General features: G+C 45.2%; 10 protein-coding genes. 7 read left to right on the forward strand and 3 right to left on the reverse strand.

The window, feature by feature from the left end; genetic code table 11:
• Positions 1–33 precede the first annotated feature (33 nt).
• Positions 34–1,110, reverse strand: coding sequence for a FecR family protein (locus D1614_RS04240; protein ID WP_119436648.1), 1,077 nt, complete (start codon positions 1,108–1,110; stop codon positions 34–36).
• 277 nt (positions 1,111–1,387) lie between these two features.
• Between D1614_RS04240 and rlmN the strand changes: the two genes are divergently transcribed.
• Positions 1,388–2,407, forward strand: coding sequence for a dual-specificity RNA methyltransferase RlmN (gene rlmN, locus D1614_RS04245; RefSeq protein ID WP_119436649.1), 1,020 nt, complete (start codon positions 1,388–1,390; stop codon positions 2,405–2,407).
• Positions 2,408–2,449: 42 nt separating this feature from the next.
• Here the strand turns inward: rlmN and D1614_RS04250 are convergent, their stop codons facing one another.
• Positions 2,450–3,295 carry an MBL fold metallo-hydrolase gene (locus tag D1614_RS04250; RefSeq protein ID WP_119436650.1) on the reverse strand — a complete coding sequence of 282 codons (846 nt, stop codon included), beginning with the start codon at positions 3,293–3,295 and terminating at the stop codon, positions 2,450–2,452.
• 147 nt (positions 3,296–3,442) lie between these two features.
• On the reverse strand, positions 3,443–4,534 hold the full coding sequence (locus tag D1614_RS04255; RefSeq protein WP_119436651.1) for a DUF3810 domain-containing protein: 1,092 nt from the start codon (positions 4,532–4,534) through the stop codon (positions 3,443–3,445).
• A gap of 251 nt (positions 4,535–4,785) precedes the next feature.
• Here D1614_RS04255 and D1614_RS04260 point away from each other — a divergent pair, with 251 nt between their 5' ends.
• The 6 genes from D1614_RS04260 to D1614_RS04285 all read left to right on the forward strand — a co-directional run bounded on the left by D1614_RS04260 (position 4,786) and on the right by D1614_RS04285 (position 19,537).
• A complete protein-coding gene (locus tag D1614_RS04260) occupies positions 4,786–6,006 on the forward strand; it encodes a dipeptidase (protein ID WP_119436652.1) in 1,221 nt (406 codons plus the stop codon).
• A gap of 433 nt (positions 6,007–6,439) precedes the next feature.
• The gene (locus D1614_RS04265; protein ID WP_262707199.1) at positions 6,440–7,363 is read left to right on the forward strand and encodes a PorP/SprF family type IX secretion system membrane protein; all 924 of its coding nucleotides are present in this window, start codon (positions 6,440–6,442) and stop codon (positions 7,361–7,363) included.
• Between the two features lie 129 nt (positions 7,364–7,492).
• Positions 7,493–7,651: a hypothetical protein gene (locus tag D1614_RS25625; protein ID WP_155523330.1), complete on the forward strand. Its 159-nt coding sequence runs from the start codon at positions 7,493–7,495 to the stop codon at positions 7,649–7,651.
• 61 nt (positions 7,652–7,712) lie between these two features.
• A complete protein-coding gene (locus tag D1614_RS04270) occupies positions 7,713–17,693 on the forward strand; it encodes an HYR domain-containing protein (RefSeq protein ID WP_119436654.1) in 9,981 nt (3,326 codons plus the stop codon).
• A 332-nt stretch (positions 17,694–18,025) separates the two neighbouring features.
• Positions 18,026–18,856 carry a hypothetical protein gene (locus D1614_RS04275; RefSeq protein WP_147384017.1) on the forward strand — a complete coding sequence of 277 codons (831 nt, stop codon included), beginning with the start codon at positions 18,026–18,028 and terminating at the stop codon, positions 18,854–18,856.
• A gap of 264 nt (positions 18,857–19,120) precedes the next feature.
• Positions 19,121–19,537 carry a hypothetical protein gene (locus D1614_RS04285; RefSeq protein ID WP_119436657.1) on the forward strand — a complete coding sequence of 139 codons (417 nt, stop codon included), beginning with the start codon at positions 19,121–19,123 and terminating at the stop codon, positions 19,535–19,537.
• Positions 19,538–19,655: the final 118 nt, after the last annotated feature.

The raw sequence follows: 19,655 nt of genomic DNA on the forward strand, positions 1-19,655 counted from the left end.
AATAGTTGTTTTGATGATCTGTTTCACCGGATTTTAATTAGTTGATATTTCATAAACTCCCTCTTCGTTAACGGAATAGCGATACGGTAAGATGTTCTGGAGGCCGGTTAGTATATCTTCCAGCTGGTCCTTCAATTCCAGTTCGCCTGATATTTTTGGGTTGAATTTTTCGTCAGCTTTTATGGAAACTCCAAAGTAGATTTCCAGTCGTTTCAATACTTCGGTAAAGGGTTGAGAGTTCAACACAAGTAGGCCTTGGGTCCAGCTGGTGTATTCATGGGCATCAACCTCAATTATTTCTCCCATTGCTCCGGTTGCGTCTATCCGAACGAGTTGGTTGGGAGCCATAATTTTTTGTTGTTTATTTTCTCCTTGAAGCTCAATTTTCCCTTCTGCCAGTACTACCGTGGCATAGTTTAGTTCAGAATAGGTGCAAACGTTGAACGAAGTACCTAGTACCCGGATGTCAAACTTTGCGGGAGTCTCAACAATAAATGGCTTTTGAGCATTTTTGGCCACTTCGAGATAGGCTTCTCCCTCCACGTAAATTTTACGCTGTTTTTCTTCAAACTGCTGAGGGAATATAACACGGCTTCCGGCATTGATCCATATTTTTGTGGAGTCGGATAAAGTCAGCATCGTGCGTTTTCCTCCAGGTACAATAATCTGGTTGTAGCTGATCGGTTCTTTTTTTCTTATTGGTTTTTTAGTTGCTATTGCCTGGTTATTAATGGTAATCTCTCCGCTTCCTGAGTAATTTACTACGGCAGTGTCTTTGTCTATATGGATCTCATTGCTGTCCGAAACCATAATAATAATGTCAGACGATTGTTTGGGAACAGACATCTGCGCAACAACCGTGTTTAGCTTGTCTTCATTTTGAGCGGTATGGGCGATTTCAAACCAGAGAAAAGCCCCGCTTAATGCAGCGGCCGTTGCTACAGCTGTGTAAATACGGTATTTTTTCCGTCTGTTATGGTAGGCGGCAGTTTGTACGACCTTGTTCCAAAGTCGCTTTTTCTCATCCGCTGAAGTTGTGATTTCTTCCTTTTTAAAAAAATAGATTAAGTTTTTAAGTGATAGCAATATATTATTATTATGATTCTTCATTTTGTCTTCTTTTGTATAAGAAACGATTTGATTTTAAAAACCTACTCATCTAAAAGTGGCAATTGTAATAAAATTTTATTGTTTTTTTAATGATGGGCTGTAATCGACCTAAGATCAGGGGTTTGTAGTGGAGGGATTTTTTGTTTTTTATGGAGGATGAGTCTCGCTGTTAATATAAAAATGACTATGAAAACTCAATAGGAGAGAGACGGCTCAGATTGTTTTGCCCTTTAACTTCACTCAAAAAGAAAGCGTATCTTTGCGCCAAATGAGAAGTATGAAAGAGCGCTTGTTTGGTAAAACATTGACAGAGTTACAGGAGGTTGTGCTGGAATTGGGGTTGCCTAAGTTTACGGCAAAACAAATCACCGACTGGTTGTACAAAAAACAGGTTTCGTCGATTGACGAGATGACCAATCTTTCGCTAAAAGCCCGCGAACTTTTAAACGAACGTTTTGAGTACGGGCTGACCGCTTACACAAAAGTGCAGGCCAGTGTTGATGGTACCAAAAAATACTTGTTTCCAACCATTCAGAATAAATTTATTGAAACGGCGATGATTCCGGAGCGCGACCGGAAGACCGTTTGCGTGAGTTCGCAGGTGGGCTGTAAAATGGGGTGCTTGTTTTGTTTTACTGCCAAACAAGGTTTTCAGGGGCAATTATCGGCGGGCGAAATTGTAAACCAGATTCGCAGTATTGATGAGGTGAACGAGGTGAGCAACATTGTCTACATGGGAATGGGCGAACCCTTCGATAACCTGGAAGAAGTATTGAAAAGCCTCGAGATCCTGACTTCGGAATGGGGATATGCCATGAGTCCGCGAAGAATCACGGTTTCTACTATCGGTATTATCCCGGGAATGCTTACTTTTCTGGAGAGGAGTGAGGCACACCTGGCAGTAAGTCTTCATACTCCGTTTCATGAAGAGCGTCAAAAGCTGATGCCGGTGCAGGTAGCCTATCCGGTTGACGCAGTGGTTGAGGAAATAAAAAGCTGGGATTTTGGAAGGCAGCGGCGTGTTTCGTTCGAATATATATTATTTGAAGGATTAAATGACAGCATGGAGCACGTGAGGGAATTGGCGCGTTTGTTAAGCGGGTTGAAATGTCGGATCAACCTTATTCGTTTTCACCCGGTACCCGGCACACCGCTAAAGAGTCCGGGCGAAACAACCATTCAGCGCTTTAAAGACGCCCTGAATAACAAGGGGATTTTAACTACGGTACGAGCCTCGCGTGGACAGGACATTTATGCAGCCTGCGGCTTGCTTTCAACCAAAGAGTTGGTGAAATAAGTTTCCATAAGCAAGTTTGCCAGAGGGGAGATCAATGTATTGTCAATCTTTATCGACTAGATCTTTCAACGCGAATTTTTCCTTTACAACGACCCCTTTCTCCGATTTGGTAAGTGTGGCACATTCAGTATAATAATCGTGTTCAAAAAACAGGATGTAGTCTTTTTCGGCGGCTTCCTCCAGAAATTTCTGCTTTTCACTCATCACTTTTACCGGATCCAGATCGTAGGCCGAAATCCATAACAGCGGAATGTTGGCAGCTGTTGGAATTAAATCCGACATGTACGCGAAAGTTTTACCGCCGGCGTTTATCAGTGGAATCATTTGTCCGGGAGTGTGCCCGTCAACAAAACGGACTTGAAAGCCCGGGAATAATTCTCCTTCATTTTCAACCATCTTAAGCTGTCCTGAATTGTACAGGAACTTCAGTATGTCATAATGAAAGGCGGTCCGCTCCCGGGGATTGGATGTTTTTGTGTGCTCCCATTGCGTAAGACTGCACCAATGCGTGGCATTCGGAAAACGAAGTTGGAAGCCACTTCCGGTGTTTTTTACTGCACCGGTACAATGGTCCCAGTGAAGGTGGGTGAAAAATACATCGGTAATTGAAGTGTTTGAAATGCCGGCTTTTTTAATAGATTCTCCAAGTTTATTCACCGAGCTTACACCGTTGTTTTGCAAATGTTTGTCAGGATAATGATCTCCGATTCCGGTTTCGATTAATATCTTTCTGTTCGCTGTTTCAACCAGCAGGCAACGAAGTGCCAGCTTTGTGAAGTTGTTTTCGTCCGATGGGTAAACTTTGCTCCACAAAACTTTGGGGATGACGCCAAAAAGGGCACCGCCATCGCAGTGGAAATTTCCGGCTGAAATAGGTGTGACTTTCATCTCATTAAAATTGTTTATTGTATTCGTATTCGATGGAACTCTCGATGAATTTTAATTCTACTTGCCTGCTGTGGTATACAGTTTTGCGAATTTGAAGAATTAAAATTCATGTTCGTTTCATTCTGGAAAATTTCTGTAAAAATAGGATTATTCAGGGAGCATGAAAGAATGGCTTTGTTGAAAGGCACTGTCCAGTGAAAAATCCAAAACAAGCTTTACTACTCCGCTGTAATCCTGAATACCGGCTTCCACTTTGTTGGTTTTTAGGTAGGCATTGTTAACGGTGGAGGCTGCCTGGTCGAGTTTTTCGTTCCGAAGTTCCATCCAGTGTTGCCTAATCCGGTTGAAGTCATCTTTCACTTGCGGACTGATTTTTTCTGCCAATTCGGGATATTCTTTCAATGGGTAAGCTTGTCTCAGAAAGTGCCTTAAAATATACAGGTTGGCAGCGTAGTTCAGTTCTTTCGAATCGCTTTGCGAACAAACGAACCAGGCGTAAAAGTTGGCTTCTGCTTCGCTGGTCACTCCGAGTTGGTGCGCTTTTTCGTGTGCCAGGATTACCGGGTATTCAATTGGCAGCACTTTTTTGTTTACGTGAACCTCGTTAAAGAACGGGCCAAAATATCCCGAAATGCCCGACTGCGCAAAAAAGTGACTAAAGGTGATCGATTTGTCTTCTCTTTTGCCCATCGGGTATTCAAACTTTAGCACGGGCGCAAGTTGCTTGTATGAAAACTCAACCAGGGAATCTGCTTTTTCGGCCGAAAGGTTTTCCAAAGAACAGTGGTTCCGGTTTGTTTGGTCGATCAGTTTGTTGGTGAGTTCAAGAAATGTTTGTTTGTCTGGTTGCTGGGCAGTTATGTTGAGCCGGGCGTTTAAATCCTGGCGGTAGTAATTAAATCCCCAAAGCAGGTAAAACGCAATGTAGCCAGTAGCCAGAATGTTGAGGGTAAGCTTGCCTGCCTGGCGAAACGAGATTTTTCGCAGAACTAAAAGTGCGATCATTACCGGAATGCAAAGCAATAATGCGATGTAGAAAAGATCGTCGACAGATAAGGGAATTACTGAGCTGATGCTGGATGCAACTTGGGCCACAAAAGGATAAATGCCTTTTGAATACCAGCTTTCGGTCAGGTTGGGATTTCTTGCCGCAAGCTCTGTGAGGCCAAAGCAAGCAATCGCTGTTATTGGCAGTATCCATCCTTTTCTTATTTGTGCTCTACTTTTCAGTTTCGTTATTGTTAAAGTCGGGAAATATAAAAAGAAATTTGGGACTGTAAATTAAGTTTTGATTTTCATACCGGAGATTTGCTTCAGGATACGCTCTTTGTGTTGAGTGCCGAGGAAATCAGGTTTTGGAATAGTGATAGGAAAAGTTTTTGGGGCATGTGATTGTGTGTGCGACTTAGCCGGAAGGGAAACTTCCTGTTTGTTTTACATTGATTTTTAAAACAAATTGGTATCATTGCAAGTGGTTCAATAAAATAAAAATGAAGAAATCTGTTTATTGGGTATTGGTGATGGGGGGATTGCTGATACACACTTTTGCGAAAGCGGAGTCGTATAGTAAGAAGGTGATGAAAATTCACAACAAGGCCATTACGGTGGATACGCATTGTGATACTCCCATGGCTTTGTTGCAGGAAGATTTTGATGTGGCGGTTCGTAACAAGGCGCCTCAAAGTCGTGTGGATTTTCCCCGAATGAAAGAAGGTGGCTTGGATGCCATGTTTTTTGCCGCCTTTACCGGGCAGCGCGAACGAACTCCCGAAAATACCCAGGCAGCTTATGAAAAGGCAAATCGCATGATTGAGAAGACCTACGAGGTGTGCCGGGAAAACAGTAATCTGGCAGAAGTTGCAACGGAGCCCGATGATGTGCTGCGGATATCGGCCGAAGGGAAAAGAGCGATTTACATTGGGATGGAGAACGGATTCCCGATTGGTACCGATCTTAACAGGGTGGAAGAGTTTTATAAAAAGGGTGTCAGGTACATTACGCTTTGTCATTCGTCCAACAACGATATTTGCGATTCTTCAACCGATAAAAAAGGAGCCGAGCACAACGGACTGAGCCGGTTTGGAAAAGAAGTGGTGAAAGAAATGAACCGCTTGGGAATGATGATCGACGTTTCGCATATTTCCGACAAGGCCTTTTACGATGTGATTGAATTAAGTTCGGTTCCGGTAATTGCTTCACACTCCAGCGTGCGGGCGATTGCTCACCATCCGAGAAACATGACCGACGATATGATCAAAGCTCTTGCTGCCAATGGCGGGGTGATTCAGATTTGCATGCTTGACGATTATGTGAAAGACCCGGATACAACCACCATCCGCTACCAAAAAGAGCAGGAATTGAGGGAGATTTTCTTGTCCAAAGAATGGGAGACGATGAACGACGAAGAGAAAGGAAAAATTCGTGCGGAGTGGCGGGGACTGGATGAAAAATATCCAAAGGAATTGCCGACCGTTTCCGATTTTGTGGACCATATCGACTATGTTAAAAACCTGGTTGGGATCGACTTTGTAGGCATTGGTTCTGATTTCGACGGCGGTGGCGGTATCCGGGATTGTGTGGATGTAAGCGAATTTCCACGGATCACCGAAGAAATGCTGGCACGCGGTTATACCCGCGATGAAATTTCTAAAGTGTGGGGCGGTAACTTCTTCCGGGTTTTTAAAGCCATAGAAGAAATTACGGGTCAATAACTTATCTTCTTTTTTAGATTACTCTCTTGTTTTCTACAGATTTGAGTAAATAGATAGGAGTGCGACGAATAAAAAATTTTAATTCACGCTACTCATTACTCTCATCTTAATTCTTCTTTTGAATTTCATTCAATTCTAAACCTGGGTACTTCAGGTATATAGTGGTTTATGTGGCGGTTCTGAAACATAGGTAATTACACCTGTTTCGGGCTCAGGGAAACTACGTAGTAACGCCGTATTTTTTGAATATTGTGTGCGGGGAGAGTTATTAACAGTTCCCATATTGGGAAAATTAACAATAAGAAACCTGCGAATGTAGATTTCAAGCGCTTTGTGTGGATATCTTTTTCGCTTTGAAACGGTTGTATTTGTTGATAATTATTCGTAGTTTGCCTTAGTTGTAACCAGATATATTGGTATCGTCATAAAAAGAATTGTTGTATTAGGAGTTTTTGTCTTGCTAATTTCCCTTCATTGTGGTGCGCAACAAGAACCTATTTTAACCTCGTATATGTATAATGGCCAGGTCATTAATCCGGCTTATGCAGGTATATGGGAGAAAATAGGATTTACCACCTTAGTAAGAAAACAGTGGGCAGGTATTAACCGGTCGCCCCTTACTGAATCCTTTTCTTTTCATTCGCCCCTGAAAAATGAAGCCGTAGGGGTTGGGCTAAATGTTATGAACGACAGGTTCGGCCTTGAAAACAGGTTGAGTGTATTGGCCGATTATGCCTATGAAGTGTACCTGTCGCGCCGTACCCGCTTAAGGATGGGTGTTAAATTTGGCTTTGTTAACTATAAAAATCCACTTACCGAGTATGAGTTATATCCCGACAATCAGTATGATCATGCTTTCTCGGAGGATGTTGACCTGAAGTTTTTACCCAACTTCGGGATCGGCTTTTTTCTGTACCAGGAGCATTTCTATGCCGGATTCTCGGTTCCCAAACTTATCGAAAACGACTTAAAAGAGAACTTCCATAATTATTCTACCAGTGCCGAGGTGCGCACCATTTACCTGAATGGGGGCTACGTTTTGCCTTTCGACCCCTTTAATTACGTGGTTTTCAAACCAACCATGCTGGTGCGTGCAACCTGGGGGACGCCGCTTCAGGCCGATGTTGCCGCCAATTTTATGATTCGCGAAAAACTTTGGCTCGGCGTGATGTGGCGTAGCAATGCAGCCCTGTGTTTTACGGGAAACTGGATGTTCAGCAACAATATTCGCGTTGGCTTTGCCATGGACGTTACCTATACAGATATTTATCCTTACCAGAACGGAACTTTCGAATTTACCATTGGTTACGACATCGACTTTTTTGGACGCACTTACTTACGATCGAGGTACTTCTGACAAGGATTTAAAATTACAAACCCAATTTGAATGAGATGAAACGAGCATGATAAAAAGACTTTCTAATACGCAGGAGCATGATTATGCGAGTTCCATGAGTTGCCTTAAAAAGTAGACAATTTTAAACGAATGAAAAACTTAACAAGAACCGAAACAACAACAGATCAGCAGCCCGTCGGCATTGGCTATCGGAAGCCCGGAAACCCGCTGTTTTCTGTGTTGGCAGAACCTCTGCAAAGTGCCCCGGGAATAAGAAAGGGGCAAATAAGACAAACATTGGCCACTTAAATCGAAAGAAATTAAGTTGACTAAATTGCTACATAACCAAACTTGTAAATTAACTATTGTTTTGATAGTTTCTTTATCGGTATTTATAGATCCCACTTCTGTAAAAGCGGGCGTGTTGCGCGCTGGCGAAGGGGGCTCTGTGGATATTGTTACAGGTGGTTATGAGGCGCCGGATAACATTCATTTTTCTAAAATCTCCGGCAACAATGCCTTCCCTGACGATACCATTGGCATTGTTTGTCCCGAGAATATTTCCACCTATACCGATGTAAATGCCTGTAATACCCTGATTAGTTCCGGATTGGAACTGATCGACCGGGGAAATACCATTGCATCGCTTAGCTGGCAGATGGAAGGAGCAACCGAAGGCAGTTCTTCTGCCTCGGGGATTAATCAGCTTACTTCGTATGTTTTTAACGAAGGAACTACCCTGGTAACTTACCGCGGAAGAGACCGCTCCAATCAGTCGGTTTTCTGTTCTTTTACAGTGGTCGTAGCCGACAACGAAATTCCCCGTTTGATGAATCCGCCTGGAAATATTTCGGTTGAGGCCGACCCCGGCGACTGTCATGCCGTTGTAAACTGGCAGGAACCCATTGTTTTGGATAACTGTGCTTCGCGCGATCAAATTATTGTGGATGCCAATTACATGCCTGGAAGTGCCTTTCCGATTGGAACCACCGAAGTGTTTTTCTCCATTAGCGACGGGGTGGAATACAACCGCGATGAGTATTCGTTTACCGTAACGGTTACCGACAATGAAAAACCAGAGATTTATGCTCCCCATCCAATTCGTGTGAAATGCGGGGATCCGGTACCTGAAGCATTTACTTCGTGGCGCGAGTTTACTGAAGGCGGAGGAGTGGCTTTCGATAACTGTAACATCGAAGTTGAAAGTTTCCGTTTTGTTGGGCAAAAGAGCAATGGCATCCGTTGCCCCTACACCGTTACGCGCACTTACAGCATTGCCGACGATTACGGTAATATCACCGAAGTGGAACACCTGGTGTATGTTACGGGCGAAGAGGAAGCGCAGGAAGAACCTCAGCCGGAACTGGTGTTGAAATCGGCGATGGCAGATTGTGAAGCAATTTATTCTGGTAATTGGAATGTTGACTCTATATGGAGTTGTGGACATGTGCCAACTTCTGCGGATAATGTCACAATTCCAAATGGTTTTACGGTTACTGTTAATACAACTGCAACTTGCAACAATATCTCAATTGAAGGTGGTGGAGAAGTGAATCATGGAGCAACTCTTGCAACAACACTACAGGTATATGGAAGTTGGACAAATAGCGGAACATACAACGGTGGGACCAACGGTGTTGTTGAGTTTATCGGTAGCAACCCAGCGAGTATAAGCGGAACCACCAATTTTGAAGGGTTGGTTATCAATAAAGGAAGCCTTTCAACAACATTAACCATCAGCGGAACAGCAGCGGTATTAAGCAGCGGTTTGCTTACCATGACGAGTGGCCTTGTTACAATCCCGGGAACAGGGAGTTTCTCTGTTAATCCGGCCATTGGACTAACAATTGAGCAAGCCGCGGGTTTTGATGTTACCGGAGGTTCTTTGTCGACCGGAAATTTCACAATTACCAATAATGGGCTCATCCGGATTAACTCAGGAACAGCCAATTTCGGTATCAACTCAGGGAATACGGTACACACACAGAACCACGGTGCATTTATTGTTTCAAATGGTTCAGTCGATATCGCCGGCAGACTGGAAAGCACTGCAGATGGAACGTTGAGTCCTCCGGGATTGAACTCGGGAATCACCATTTCTGGAGGGATTGTAAGCCTTTCAACAGCTGGAAATAATTTAAGTGGAGTTGGATCTCTCAATGTGACTTCGAGTGGTGATTTTTATTTTACTGGAGGAACTATTATTTTCCAAAATCCAAGTACCGCAACAACTGAACTTGATTTAGGGCTTATCAGCGGAACAGGAACCAAAAATACCGTGGGCGGCACTTTCCAATTCGGGAATACTTCAACACCGGGAGGATCCGTCTTTAATATTTCAAGTGAAATTCCGCTTGATCATATTACCTCGTCGGCCAATGCCGATTTGCTGCTGGAAGGCGATCTTTTGGTTCGTGATTTGGATTTGAACAGTGCTACTACTATTAATCTTAATGGCAATTCATTACTGCAACAGGTAACTGGAACAGGAACATATAGCTTCCCTTTGGTCGATGGTTCGGGAAATGATATTTCAGTCGATATTAATCTTTCTTCGGTAGGCTCTCTTGGTGCCAATCCGTACATCGAAGTTACAACAACAGATAACAAATTCAGCCCACAAAATGCAAGCGCCACTAACTTCCTATCGCGTTACTGGACCGTTACACTTAACGACATCAATGGACCTAACTATTCGGTTTCTGCTGACTTTCCAACAGCGGATATCTCTGGAACTCAGTCGGAGATAGCGGCCGGAGTTTGGACCGGTAGCATACCTTGGATAAAAGGTAGCGCAGCAAGCGGAAATACTATTTCTTCCGGAGCAATTACAACCGGAGGAACGATAATATTTACAGGAATTACGCTTGATGCACCATCTGTTTCGATAAATAATGGAGCAGCCAGTGAGGAAATATGCACAGGTTCGTCAGTGGTTTTAACAGCTGTTCCTACGGGCGATCCGGGATGGACCTACTCATGGAGCCCTTCAACAGGTTTAAGTGCAACCAACATTGCCGCTCCGACTGCCAGTCCAACGTCTGATCAAACTTATACGGTAACGGTTACAGACGGTAACGGATTTACCGCGCAGGATCAGATAACAGTCAATGTTGATCCGGTTAGCGTTGGTGGAACAGTTAACGGTTCTGCAACTGTATGTTCGGGAGTCAACTCAACCACACTTACATTAACCGGAGAAGTGGGCGCTGTTCAACGCTGGGAATATTCAACCAATGGAGGATCGAATTGGACTACAATACCGAATACTACAACCAGTTATACTGCAACGAATCTGACTCAGACGACAATGTATCGTGCAGTGGTTCAGAGTGGCGTTTGCAATGAAGCGAATTCTGTGGAAGCCACCATAACTGTTGATCCGGTTAGTGTTGGCGGAACAGCCAGTGCTAATCAGACGATCTGTGATGGCAGTAGCCCAGCCGACCTTACGTTAACGGGTCATGTTGGAAGTATTCAATGGCAATGGTCACCCAATGGAACTTCATCGTGGACAGATATTACCGGAGCGGTGGGTTCGACGTTAACTTCGGTTGATATGGGAAGTTTAAATGCAGACCGTTACTACCGGGCTGAAGTTACCAGCGGTGTTTGTTCCCCGGCCTATTCAAATACCGTAGTAATTTCGGTTGATCCTACTAGCGTTGGCGGAACAGCCAGTGCTAATCAGACGATCTGTGATGGAAGTAGCCCTGCCGACCTAACATTATCAGGTTCTGTTGGAAGCATACAGTGGCAATGGTCATCAGATGGGACTTCATCGTGGACAGATATTGGCGGTGCGACGGGATCAACGCTGACATCAGCTCAGATGGGAAGCCTTTCAGCAAACAGATATTATCGTGCACAGGTAACCAGTGGCGTATGCGCGGCAGCTTATTCTACTGTCGTTTTAATCACTGTTAATTCAACTCCATCCGTAAATACAGTTTCCGATCAGGAAATATGCCATGGAACAAATACAACTGCCATTAACTTTACAGGAACTGCCACAAGTTATGAGTGGACAAATGATCAACCCTCTATAGGTCTGGTAGCAAGTGGAACAGGAAGCATTGCCGCGTTTAATGCATCCAATACAGGAAATGTTCCGGTTATTGCCACCATTGAAGTGACGCCTGTTTACACAAATAACGGTGTTAGTTGTAGTGGAACTCCGGAATCATTTACAATTACCGTTAACCCGATTCCAACTGTTTCGGCCTCTCCGGCTACGCAACAGATTTGTCCGGGAGATAATATTGCCATCAGTATTGCCAATCCGAACTCCGTAGCCGGAACAACATATAGCTGGACACGCGACAATACAACAACTTTAACAGGACTGGAAAGCGGAACCGGAAATACAATCAGTGGAATGATAAGCAGTTCCAATCCGGGAACGCTAGAAACTACCACGTTTACGATTACTGCCACAGCAAACGGATGTTCATCCCAAACAACGGTACAGGTTATTGTGGGAGACGATACCGACCCAACCGTTGCAAGCTGTCCCGGAAATATTAGTGTTGGTGCCGATCCCGGAAGTTGCACCGCAGTTGTTAGTTACACCCTGCCTGCATTTGATGATAATTGCGACGGAAACGGACTTCCCGGCACATTAACCGCCGGTTTGGCTTCGGGGCAGGCATTTTCGGTGGGTATCACAACTGTTACTTATGAATTTACCGATGCGGCAGGAAACGGGCCGGTTGAATGTTCATTTACTGTAACCGTCAGCGATAACGAAGCCCCGGTAATTACATGCCCGGCAAACATAACTGTTGATAATTCACCCGGGTTTTGCTATGCTACGGCAGCTTCATTTACAATCACTCCTCCGGTTGCAACCGATAATTGCAACCCTGATCCATCCGAAACGCCTAGCCGTAGCGATGGCCTGGCTATGAATGCCAGCTTTCCAGTGGGTGTAACTACAATTACATGGACAGCTTCCGATGGTACAAACACTTCAACTTGTACTCAAACCATTACTGTTATAGATAATGAAGATCCAACATTTACGGCTCCAGCAAATATTACCATTTACACCGATGCAAACTGCAATGCAAACAGTGATCCTGTTCAAACCGGAAATCCAATAAATCTAAAAGACAATTGCACGGCTTCTGTAAACTTAAACTCAGGCTATACCGATGGAGCTAATGTGCCGGGTTCTTGCTCCGGGAATTATAGCTTTACAAGAACATGGACCGTTACCGATGCAGCGGGCAACAGCACATCAAAAGACCAGATTATTACGGTAAGCGATATCACAAAACCGACCATTTCTGTTCCGCCAAATGTATCAATAGCTTGTTCCGATAGTCAGGATCCTGATGACACAGGTTGGGCTACAGCTACCGATAACTGTGCAGTTGATTCCATATTTTATTCCGACAGTACGGGAACTCCGGCAGTGAGTTGTGCCAGCAATTACACCATTTTCAGAAAATGGGTGGCCGAAGATGAATGTGGTAATCAGAGGTCGGGAGTGCAGAGAATAACGGTTAGTGATACGAAAGGGCCTGAGGTGGTTTTTAGCAATCAGGTGATAAATGTTCAATGTCCGGATGATATCCCTGTTTATTACGAGAATTTAGCTCAATTTCTGGCTTCAAATGCTTCAAATGATGCGTACGATTTATGCGGGGGTAGTGTTACGATGCAGCTGTACGATGAATACTCTGTTTTTGATCCGGGTACAAGCGATGCGGGTTATTGCCCTGAAAGCGTTGTTCGAAAATACCGGTTTTATGATGAATGTCTGAATTACACGGAGGTTGAACAGGTAATTTATGTCAACGATTTAAGCAATTGCGAATGTACTGAATGTACAGATAAAGTAGAGGTATTTAATGTCGATTTAAGGACAGACCCGGATAGTCTCTGGGCTGTTTATGATGTAAGGAAAGATAAAGGTGCACGTTGCTGTTTAGACGACGTATGGTGGGAAGATGGGGGAAAAGATCCTTACCGTTGTGTGTCATTCAATGTTATTATTGATGATGGTGCTGTAGGAGTTCAAATAAAAACAAGTAAAGGTCAGGATAGTAAGGAATGGAGGGTTGATTGTGAACAGGTATCGTTGGAGGGACCGGATGGAGATATTATTTGTCTTCCTTCGGGTGAATACCATCTTTTTTCTCATTGTAAGCAGGGGAGTGACCCAATTGATTATTTCATCCAATCTGTGGCGGGAATAATTGCATCAGATGATATTTCAACACGTGTTGACTGTTCGAATCAGATTCATACAACCGGTGATTTTGAAAGCGCCCCGGTTTGGTCGGCACTTAATCCGGCGTACGATAAATACCTGGATGTTTCTGACCCGTACAATCCTGTATTTTATGTGCCGCTGGAAGACAAAGACCTTGTACCTGCTGCGATACAGTATCAGGTTTGTGCCGATGTTGTGGGTTACATTTGCGGACAATCAAACGACGGTACAATATGTGATACCATTACGGTTCATGTTTTGCCTCCAATCGAAATAGAGCTAAATATTGATCCTACTCTTATTTGCGAGGATGATCCGTTAACATTGGTAGCCGATGTAAGTCCTTCATCCATTTATTATCAGTGGCGATGGTTCAACGGTCCTGACGCTTCAGGGAGTGTTATATCAACATCAAATACATTAAGCTTAACACCACCGGTTGCACTGGGAACATATTCTGTTCAGGTAACCGATTATGACCCCAGCGGGTTAATGTGTAACGTTGCGGTTTACAATTTTGAGGTTGAAGCAGACACTACAGGTGCTTCTGTTTTCTCTCCAACTGATGATCTTACTATTCAATGTAACGATCCGGATGCTGCGCAGCTAATTCAGGATTGGTTGGCTACTGCAACGGCTCAGAATGACGATGGTACGCCTTTAGATGTAACGAATAACTATAGCGGTATTACGCTCGCCTGTAATGTAGTTTTGCCAGTGGTTTTTAGTGCAGAGGATATTTGCGGTAATGTAGGAGCTGATACCGCATATATCTATGTAATCGACACGATCGCACCGGTAATCAGTCCTGAGTCTTTCGACCAGATTACTGATTGTAATACTTTGGATAAAAACACCCATCCCGATTACCTGGCCTGGCTTAATAACAATGGAGGAGCCGCAGCAACCGATGATTGCGATCATCCCGATAGTTTGACCTGGACCAACAACGCAACCACCCAAGCCTGGGTAGGAGATGGCGCCCGCGATTCCATCACCGTTACATTTACGGTTACTGACGACTGCGGAAACGCTGATTCAACCACGGCTACTTTCACCATTGTTGATGATGAGCCGCCTACAATCACATGCCCCGGCGATGTGCTGGAGGAAGCCGCACCCGATTCCTGTTCGAAAATACCCGATACATTGGAAGATCCGGTTTATGCCGATAGTTGTTCGGTTCCTGATATTACCTGGACGTCAACCGGAGCTTTGGTGAGCAGTGGAAACGGAATCATTACCGGCGTATCTTTCCCCGTGGGAACAACAACCGTTACCTACCGGGCAACCGATGCAGCAGGGTTAATTGCCGAATGTGACTTTACTGTCACCATCGTGGATGTTACTCCTCCAAATCTGGAAATATCCAATTGTGTTGATGTAACCGGAACCATGGATGCCACCAACTGTTTTGCCGAGCCGCCAACCATCCTTGATCCGCTTTATTCGGATGATTGCTGGCCCAATGATTCGCTTGTTCTCGCATTTACCATTGAAACAGAGGGAGGCCTTTGGGATACAACCGGCTTTGGTTATGTTTCTGATTTGAATTTCCCGGTGGGTGTCTCAACGGTAACCTATACCGTTACCGATCCCGATAGCAATATGGTTTCATGTAGCTTTACCGTAACCATGCTGCGCGATGAGATTCCATGGACTGCTATTACCTGCCCATCCGATCCGCCAGCCGTTGTTCTTGGATCAACAGAATGTGAAAGGTCAATATCGTTAACTCCACCAACGGTAGATGATTATTGTGTTACCGCTACCTATACAATTACAAATGATTTTAATAACGATTCAGTAATTATAAATGAGGTATTTCCTGTTGGAACCACAGAAGTAAACTGGACGATCACTGACAATTCAGGTAACGATACTACCTGTACGGTTTATGTGGTTGTTACCGGCATTCAGTTGCCAACGATCACCTGTCCTTCGGATGTAGAAGGGCAAATGACCGCCGACGATTGTTTTGCTCTGCCTCCCGCCATCGGATCTCCGTCTTATAGCGCACCTTGTTGGGATACCGATTCGCTCGACCTGAGTTTCCGCATCATTAACGGAGCCTGGGATACCACCGGAGTGGGCGAAGTAAATGGCTTGGAGTTCCCGGCCGGAATCAACACGGTATGGTACATTGTAAGCGACCCGGATGGGAACAAAGATTCCTGCGATTTTACCGTTTCGATGTTACGCGACGAGATCCCCAGCTCGGCCATTGTATGTCCGCCAAATCCGCCTTCAGTAACCTTGGGAGCCAACGAATGTGATGCCACCCTGAGTTTGCCTCAACCAACAATTAATGAAACCTGTACTACGGTTGTTTATAGCTTTACCAACAATTACAACAACGATTCAGTCATTGTAAATGAAACTTTCCCGACGGGAACCACTGAAGTAACCTGGTACATAACCGATAACTCAGGAAATGTGGATTCGTGTATTGTTTACGTGGAAGTAAACGGTATTCAGTTGCCAACGATCACCTGTCCTTCGGATGTAGAAGGGCAAATGACCGCCGACGATTGTTTTGCTCTGCCTCCCGCCATCGGATCTCCGTCTTATAGCGCACCTTGTTGGGATACCGATTCGCTCGACCTGAGTTTCCGCATCATTAACGGAGCCTGGGATACCACCGGAGTGGGCGAAGTAAATGGCTTGGAGTTCCCGGCCGGAATCAACACGGTATGGTACATTGTAAGCGACCCGGATGGTAACAAAGATTCCTGTGATTTTACCGTTACCATGTTGCGCGACGAGATCCCGTCTTCAGTAGTAGCATGTCAGGCGGATCCTGCCGATCGTTTTGTCGATGATTCTACTTCCTGCGATGCCTGGGTGGATGTACTGCCGCCTGTGATCTCTGAAGAATGTACAACCGTTGTGTACGATATTACGCACAACAGCGATTACGGAGTTGATTCGAGCAATGCCAGCGGTTACTATCCGATCGGACAGCACCGGGTGGTTTGGTACATTACCGATAATTCAGGAAATATTGATTCGTGCGTACATAACTTTGAAGTGTTCGACATGCTACCGATTCTGGTTTGTCCGCCCGATGTGGAAGTTTTTGCCGACGAAAACGAACTCTTTGCCACCAATGTAACCGTAGGATTGCCTACTTATTGGGACAACTGCGACTCGGTGCTGATTTACACCGTAACACCTCCGGATAGCATAACTACATTATTTAATGGAAGTCCGGACAGCATTAACTTGTTAACGGGGCCGCACACCTACGATCTGGGGGTAACAACCATCGAATATACCTTTAAGGATGGAAACGGGAACATTGTTGTGTGCGACTTTACGGTTACCGTTTGGGCAGCGCCCGACATCGAATGTCCTCCGGATACTACAATTTACCTCGATGGCAGCGAAGCAGATTGTTCCGATACCTTCGACCCCGGTGTGGCCGATCTGATTGAAGGAGCGCCGCCCATCACCTGGACCTATACCATAACTTTTGCCGATGGTACAAGCGAAGGTCCGGTTACCTATGTAAAAGACGCCTCCGATCCGTATGCCAATCCGCTGGGCGACCGGACTTTCCCGCTGGGAGTAACCACCATAGAATGGAGGGCCGAAAACCTGGCCGGGTTCGATACCTGTTCGCACTGGATAGAGGTAATCGACACCATTCCGCCAACCCTCAAAGCCGAACCGTACGAAAACTGCGTGGATCCGCTGCACTGGGCGGTCTACAATCCGTCGAATCCGAATCCGGTGTATAACCACGTAGATCCCCTGGTCGAAAAATTCCCGGTGGATTACCGTACCATGTTTGCAGGCGACACCTTCCTCGATCTTACTTCGCTGGAAGACAATTGCTGCGACTCGGTAGATATGACCATTAACTGGCGGATCGACTTTGCCGACACGCCCGATCCGGTTACGGGGGCAGCGGTCAGTCATGCGCCGGTCAGCGGTACCGGGCAGCCTTCCACCTACGAAGAAGGCAGTATCCCAACCGATATTTACCTGTGGGGCGACGGGGTAACCTTTACAGCTGTTACCCACACCATTACCTATTGGGTGGAAGATTGTAACGGAAATATATCCGACGAGATCATGCGCGAAATAACGATAACACCCCGACCTAAAATTGAAAAGCAGTAGTAGAAATGAGCACAATTATAAACATATCAGGAAGTGAGTTCAAGGTTCAGAGCCATGTCCGTCCTTTGACGGATTCAGAGTCGTGTCCGTCCTTTGACGGATTCAGAGTTCAGAGCTCCGCTACCGCGCGATTGCTTCGCCGCCGGAAGCCGGCTCGCAATGACGATTCCTTTCATTGTGTGAGATTGTTTCAGGCGACAACGTCGCCTGAAACAATCATCTCCTTTGCAAAAATAGTCATTGCGAGGGAGGACAAAGGACGACCGAAGCAAGCTCAGTCTTTCGCTCCCGCACGGTTGCATCGCGTGGCGGGTAATAAAACCGGAAGCAGAATGATGAAATTGGAATACGAACATTTCTCCTCCTGGGCAGGAGGAGTACTCCCGATGAAATCGGGAGGGAGGTGGTTGCCGAAGAAAGAACGCCTGTCTCGTGAAGGAATAATTTCACCACGCCATCCCTCAGCTGACGGATACCCCAAAGGAGGGGATATTCGCCTGCTCACAGCTAATATCGAATATCGAATATCGAATAAGAAACATAAAAGTATTTACAGCCGCCCAGCTATCGCGTACTCTGCTACCGCGCGATTGCATCGCGTGGTAAGTAAACCTGGAATTAACAAGCCACACGATAGAATCGTGCGGCAGCAAGCTCGAATATTGACTGACGATTTAAGAAGTACAGCAACAAGCGAATATCCATCAGAAAGAACAAATAGCAACGATAAACAAAACAAGCTCGCAGCTCACAGCTTGTGGCTCGCAGCCAATTCTTGTCTTCTCCCCTTTGGGGAGACCGAGAGGGGCCTGCTCCTTGCTAATATCGAATATCGAATAACGAATAAGAAACATAAAAGTATTTACAGCCGCCCAGCTATCGCGTACTCTGCTACCGCGCGATTGCATCGCGTGGTAAGTAAACTTGGAATTAACAAGCCACACGATAGAATCGTGCGGCAGCAAGCTCGAATATTGACTGACGATTTAAGAAGTACAGAAACAAGCGAACATCCATCAGAAAGAACAAATATCAACGATAAACAAAACAAGCTTGCAGCTCACAGCTTGTGGCTCGCAGCTAAAAATAGTAACCCAATTTTCCTTGCAAAGGGAGAACGGACAGTAGCTAACATCAAAAACCATCATGCCTATGCAACATGACTAAAAGGAAAATCTTTCCGGGCGGTAGTTGATGCGTCAGCCAACGATCCGGAGAGTGTGGTTCTGTAGGGGGCTATGTGCCCCCGGGGCGAACGGGAACAGTGGATGCCTTTCTTTACAACAACTTTTTTTGACGATACAACAACAGCGCACCACTTTCCCGCCAGCCGGACCATTAGGCTTCAAATCCATCCGTCAGCTGACGGATGGAATTTGGAACAAACAGAAAAAACAAATGATTAAAAGAGAATACTGAAAATATTAATGAATTATCAACAGGAGATACAAAACTGCAGCAAGCAGTCGGCAGCCTGCCCGGCGTGCGAAAGCAGACGGGTCGCAGTAAGCAGTGAAAACAGCAACCTCCGCCTGAACTTTCGCCACGTGTGCGGGGAGAAATCTTTGCATTCTTTTCCCTTCGCTCTTGGCACTGCATCTCCGCAAAACCTGAATGCCTATGAAAAAAACCTTCGTAAAATGAACCCGGTTGAACCGAAAAAAGAGAAACAAAAGCGAGTTCAGAGTTTAGTGTTTAGAGCCCGCCTGAACGACTCAGTAGGGCAGGTTCAAAGTAAGTATGTATACCGCGCTTTTTTCTCTCTGCTCTCTGCCCTGTGCTCCGTGCCCTTTTCTCTTTGCCCTGTTGTTACACCCTGCACCATAAAAAGAGAAGTAAAATGAAAAACGTAATTACAAAACAATTTAAAACAAATACTTAATTAGTAACCAGCTCGTCCGGCGCTCGTGTGCTTAGCGGTTCCAAACCGCTTGGCGCTTTAAACAGGGAGCCGGGTCCGGG

It is taken from the genome of Maribellus luteus (genome assembly GCF_003576475.1).
Classification (GTDB): Bacteria; Bacteroidota; Bacteroidia; order Bacteroidales; family Prolixibacteraceae; genus Draconibacterium; species Draconibacterium luteum.

Coding starts and splice junctions, on each gene's coding strand:
- D1614_RS04260 (WP_119436652.1), top strand. CDS start 4,786: ATGAAGAAATCTGTTTATTGGGTATTGGTGATGGGGGGATTGCTGATA.
- D1614_RS04275 (WP_147384017.1), top strand. CDS start 18,026: ATGATGAAATTGGAATACGAACATTTCTCCTCCTGGGCAGGAGGAGTA.
- D1614_RS04250 (WP_119436650.1), bottom strand. CDS start 3,295: ATGAAAGTCACACCTATTTCAGCCGGAAATTTCCACTGCGATGGCGGT.
- D1614_RS25625 (WP_155523330.1), top strand. CDS start 7,493: ATGAAAAACTTAACAAGAACCGAAACAACAACAGATCAGCAGCCCGTC.
- rlmN (WP_119436649.1), top strand. CDS start 1,388: ATGAAAGAGCGCTTGTTTGGTAAAACATTGACAGAGTTACAGGAGGTT.
- D1614_RS04240 (WP_119436648.1), bottom strand. CDS start 1,110: ATGAAGAATCATAATAATAATATATTGCTATCACTTAAAAACTTAATC.
- D1614_RS04285 (WP_119436657.1), top strand. CDS start 19,121: ATGAATTATCAACAGGAGATACAAAACTGCAGCAAGCAGTCGGCAGCC.